The organism is Streptomyces sp. NPDC059037 (assembly GCF_042740015.1).
In the GTDB taxonomy this organism is placed as follows: domain Bacteria; phylum Actinomycetota; class Actinomycetes; order Streptomycetales; family Streptomycetaceae; genus Streptomyces.
In genome coordinates, this window is record NZ_JBHYIG010000003.1 from 63118 (window position 1) to 68074 (window position 4957).

Annotated in this window: 5 protein-coding genes; 4 read left to right on the forward strand and 1 reads right to left on the reverse strand. The window is 71.1% G+C overall.

What is annotated here, in order from left to right; all coding sequences use genetic code 11:
- Positions 1–213: 213 nt before the first annotated feature.
- From ACFWY6_RS01440 to ACFWY6_RS01455, 4 genes are all read left to right on the forward strand, one after another.
- The gene (locus tag ACFWY6_RS01440; RefSeq protein WP_384684944.1) at positions 214–999 is read left to right on the forward strand and encodes an SAM-dependent methyltransferase; all 786 of its coding nucleotides are present in this window, start codon (positions 214–216) and stop codon (positions 997–999) included.
- Between the two features lie 178 nt (positions 1000–1177).
- Positions 1178–1615, forward strand: coding sequence for an ATP-binding protein (locus ACFWY6_RS01445; protein WP_384684947.1), 438 nt, complete (start codon positions 1178–1180; stop codon positions 1613–1615).
- A 110-nt stretch (positions 1616–1725) separates the two neighbouring features.
- Positions 1726–2082, forward strand: coding sequence for a DUF779 domain-containing protein (locus tag ACFWY6_RS01450; protein ID WP_384684951.1), 357 nt, complete (start codon positions 1726–1728; stop codon positions 2080–2082).
- Positions 2083–2281: 199 nt separating this feature from the next.
- Positions 2282–3466, forward strand: a complete 1185-nt coding sequence (locus ACFWY6_RS01455) for a phosphodiester glycosidase family protein (RefSeq protein ID WP_384684954.1) — start codon at positions 2282–2284, stop codon at positions 3464–3466.
- 37 nt (positions 3467–3503) lie between these two features.
- On the opposite strand, the gene ACFWY6_RS01460 is transcribed toward ACFWY6_RS01455, so the two are convergent.
- Positions 3504–4957: hypothetical protein (locus ACFWY6_RS01460; protein WP_384684957.1), on the reverse strand; the 1454-nt coding region annotated here is incomplete at its 5' end.

Consider the following 4957-nt stretch of genomic DNA (forward strand, 5'->3'; position numbering starts at 1 on the left):
TTAAATCCTCCCCGCTGGGGCCCCGGCTGGGGCGGGGGCGCCCCCCCCACCGCCCCCCCCGCGCCGCCCCCCCGCGCGGCCGGGGGGGGGGGGGGCACGCCCCATGCACCCCTCCGACCTGCAGAGTTGGAAGTCCCAACGCCCCATCACCATGGTCGTGTTGCTGTGGCAGACTGCCGTCACCCGCGTCACTCAGCCGCAACGGAGTACGTCATGACCGCAGATGCGCCCAGGCCGACGATCGACACCAGCAGGCCGCATCCCGCGCGCGTCTACGACTGGCTCCTCGGCGGCAAGGACAACTACCCCGTCGACGAGGCGGTGGGCGAGAAGCTGCCGCCCGAGTCGAAGGACGCCGCACGGCAGAACCGCGCGTTCATGCAGCGCGCGAGCGCCTGGCTCGCCACGCGGGGCGTGGACCAGTTCCTCGACATCGGCACCGGAATCCCCACCGAGCCGAATCTGCACCAGATCGTCCAGGGGATCGTGCCGTCGGCGCGGGTCGTCTACACCGACAACGACCCCATCGTGCTGCGGCACGCGGAGGCTCTCCTTGTCAGCAGGCCCGAGGGGATGACCGACTACATCCAGGCGGATGTCCGCAATCCGCTGGAGATCCTCGAACACGCCCGCGGACTCCTTGACTTCGAACGCCCGATCGGCCTCTCGCTCATCGCGCTCATGCATTTCCTTCCCGACGACCAGGACCCATACGGCATCGTGCGCACCCTCGTCGACGCGTTGCCCTCCGGCAGTCATCTGGTGCTCTCGCACGCGGCGTCCGACCTCTACTCGGAGCTGGCCGAGCGGGTCACCGCCGAGTACGCGAAGGGCGGCATCCAGCTGGGGTTTCGCACCCGTGCCGGGGTCGGCCGCTTCTTCGACGGCCTCGACCTCGTCGAGCCCGGACTCGTGACGGCCCCCGAGTGGTTCAAGGACACCGCACGTCCGGAGCCCGAAGGCAGCGGGATCTACACCGCGGTGGCCCGCATTCCCTGACCGGCACGTGGCTACGACTGCCCGTCCGCACCGTGGTCGCGCCGCGCGAACCGGTTGGCGATCAGTCGAGCCGGGCATCACCGTGGGGCAGGACCGGCCACGCAAGACATGCCGTGGCCCCGGTGGACGGAGTTCCATGAGTGCGCCGGTTTGTCCCAGGGAGGGGAAGTGAGTCGCCATGCGTGCGCACACGCGCGCCCATCGGCACACCGCACGCGCCGAATTCGCCCTGCCTCAGGAGGCCGCTTCGGCGGGCCGGGCACGGAAGCTGACCTCCGTGTTCCTGACCCGCCCCCATCGCCATGTGACGAAGGTCGACGCCGAGCGGGTGGACGACGCCACGCTGATCGTGTCCGAACTCGTCACCAACGCCACCCGGCACGGCCGCAGCCCCTGCCGCCTGCGCCTGGTCGTCTCCAACGACCAGGTGACCGTCGAGGTCCATGACGCGAGCCCGGTCAGTCCGCACGTGCTCAAGACGGACACCGATCCCAAGGCGGACACCGAGCGGGAGAGCGGGCGCGGCCTCGCGATGGTGCGGCACCTCGCGGCGCGCCTTGAGGTCGTCGGCACCGGCCGGGGCGGCAAGACGGTGCGGGCGGTCCTGGTCTGGTGAGGGACCGTCACCCTGTCCGGCCGCGTGTGCAACGTCCTCGCAACCTTGCGCGGGGTTGACTGGGTCACCGCCTCAACGGCGGCCCGGCGAGCAAGGAATGGCGGCGGCCCATGACCGAATCCCCGCGCGTGGAGCTCACCCCCGCGGCGGCCGAACTGGTGCGGCGGCTGCGGGAGGCCCACGGACCGCTGATGTTCCACCAGTCCGGCGGCTGCTGCGACGGCAGCGCCCCGATGTGCTACCCGGCGGGCGAGTTCCGGACCGGCGACTCCGATGTGCGCCTCGCCTCGCTGGACGTGACGGGCGTCGCCGAGCCGGTCGCCTTCTGGATGTCGAAGAGCCAGCACGAGGTGTGGAGCCACACCCGGCTGATCGTCGATGTCGTACCGGGCCGGGGCAGCGGCTTCTCCCTCGAAGCACCCGAAGGTGTACGTTTCCTCATCCGTTCGCGGCTGATCGGCAACTAGCCGCAAGCCCTGCAGCCGACGGGCACCACCATCTGGTGAACTCCTCACACGGCCCCCACACTGGGGCAGTTGGCCTGGCCAGGGAGACATTGGGGGCGCAGTGGCAACACGACGCAGACACACCTTCCTACGATTCAGAACGGCGAGAGCGGCGCTCTCGGTACTGACGGCATTCGGCACGCTGGCCGGTGCGGCTCTGATGGGAGCGGCACCGGCCGACGCCGTGCAGGGCACCCGCCGGCCGGGTGGTTCGGAGATCGCTCCGGGCGTGTCCTACCGGCAGTTCGACATTCCGGCATCGCACGGCACGGCACGCGCGCATGTGCTCGACATCGACCTGAGCGACCCGCGCACCGGCGTCGACCTGCTCTATCCCGGTGCGGTGGGCGCCCGTTCCGCCGTGTCCACGCTCGCCGACGGGGCCGGTGCGGTCGGCGGGATCAACGGCGACTTCTTCAACATCAGCGAGACCCAGCATCCGGGCGTCGAGGCCACCGGCGCGCCCGTCGGCCCGGCGGTCGCCCGCGGCCGCGCCCTCAAGGGTGCGGTGCCCAATGGCCAGCGCTTCGGCCCTGCGATGCCACCCGGTGTGACGACCGAGGCCGTGCTCGGCGTCGGCTTCGACCGGCGGGCCCGCATGGACGATCTCCGCCTGGACGGCGAAGTGCGCGCCGCCGACACCCGGCTGCCGCTCGGCGGGCTCAACCAGTACGCCCTGCCCGTGGGCTCCGTCGGCGTGTTCACCAGCGACTGGGGCAGCACATCGCGGGTGCGCTCCACCTGTGGCACCGACACGAACCGGGGCGCGCCCTGCAGCACGGACACCCACGAGGTGACGGTGCGCCACGGGCGTGTCGTGGAGTCGGCCGACACGCCCGGCAGCGGGCCCGTGGCCCGCGGCAGCACGGTCCTCGTGGGCCGCGAGGCGGGCGCGCAGCAGTTGCGCAAGCTGTCGGTCGGCGACCCGGTGAGCGTCCGGCACCGCCTGGTGGCGGCCGAGTCCCGCACCCCGTTCCGCTTCGCGCTCGGCGGCTACCCGGTGCTGCGCGGCGGCGCGCCACTGCCCGGAATCGACGCCGTGACCTCCGCGGTGCGGACCGCCGCCGGAATCGCCGACGACGGCAAGCGTCTGCTGCTGCTCTCGCTCGACGGCTCCCCCGAGTTCCGTTCGGGCCTGACGATCGCCGAAGTGGCCGACGCCCTGCGCGAGTTGGGCGCGGACGACGGATTCAGCCTGGACGGCGGGGGCTCGTCCACGCTGGTCTCGTCGAGCACCCTGGTCGCCAGGGCCCCGGGCGCCGATTCCGTCACCGTACGGAACAACCCCAGCGGTGGCGCGGAGCGCCCGGTGCCGAACGGCATCGGCGTGTTCTCCACGGCGTGAGCCCGGTTCTCCACAGCGTGAGCCCGGGCGCCGCCGGTCACTCGGTGTCCCGCACCGCCACGAGCCCGTTGAAGACACCGACGTACGCCGTGCCGTCGGGGCCGAGGGTGACCGGCGCCCAGTTGTTGTCGTAGGCGATGCCCGTGCCGGCGAGACGCTTCCACTTGGTCTCGCCGGTGCGGAAGTCGACCGCGGTCAGGTACCAGGCGTCGATGCCGAGGCTGTTGGGCTCCTTCGTGTAGAAGTACAACAGACCGGCCGCTGTGGACAGTTTGGGCACGTTCGACGGTGCGCGGACAGCGCTCTCCCACACGGTGTCGCAGCCGCTGCCGTCCTCGCGTACGTCGATCCGGCTGACTCCGCCGACGACGCTGCGCCCGAAGGTCAGCGAAGTGATGTTCTCGTAGCCGTAGTTGTTCTCTACGACCAGGCTGTTGCCCCAGCTGATCAGCGAGTTGTCGGTGGTGGACGCGCCGGAGCCGAAGACGGGGACCTTGCAGACGAGGCGCTTGCCGGCGGGGACGTCGGCGCCTCTGCGGTAGACGAGGACGTTCATGCGGTCGTCGGCGTTGTCGGTGATCGCCACGTAGTCGTCGCCCGCGCCGAAGAGGTCGGGGGTGGTGCCCGAACCCTGGTTCACCGAGCCCGGTTTGGTGCCCGTCCCCCGGTCGTAGGTCTGGCGCCAGACGGACTTCGGGGTGCCGTCGGCGGCCGCCCGGAAGCTGTAGAGCGCGTGGTCGGAGACGATCGACACGCCGTCTTCGGCGACGGAGAACGAGTTCTGGATCTCCTCGCCCTCCAGGCGGATGGAGCGGATGTCCCCGGAGTCGGGATCGACGGTGCCGACGCGGCCCTGCCGGGTCACCCACCAGATCCGGCCCTCCCAGTCGGGCATCACGGACGTGACCGGGTCACATTCGCCACTCGGGTAGAGATTTGACCAGGTAACGCAGTCGTGCGGGACGTGCTCCGTCAGATCCCAGTCCTTGTCGACGACGAACCGCCAACTGCCGTCCGCCGTCTGCTCGTGCGCGAGCCGGACGATGTGCTGCCGCGAGTCGGCGAGGACGAGCCGGTCCTCGTCGTCGAGGTACGAGTAGGCGCCGCCCGAGGTGTCCTTGAAGATCTTCGAGAAGTCGAGCCGGGTGATCGCCTCGACGGTGGAGGGGCGTTGCGGCAGCTTGTACTCGGCGAGCGTCTCCAGCGAGTCCGGATCGAGCAGCTTCACCAGGAAGCCGGTGAAGGTGCCGCAGACGGTGACGATGCGGCCCGCGCGGTCGAAGGTGACGGTGGCGCACTCCCCGCCGATCGCCGCCATCTTCTCGCTGCCGACCTGCGGCTTCTTCCCAAGGGGCCCGTTCCATGGGTAGGTTCCGCTGCCCGCCGCGTCGGCGTGCATGCCGCGGGCGGCCCGGGCCGCGGGGAAACGGAGGTGGTGGGGCGGGTAGCCCCGCCCCGCGGGGGGCGCGGGGGGGGGGCCCCCCCACTCCA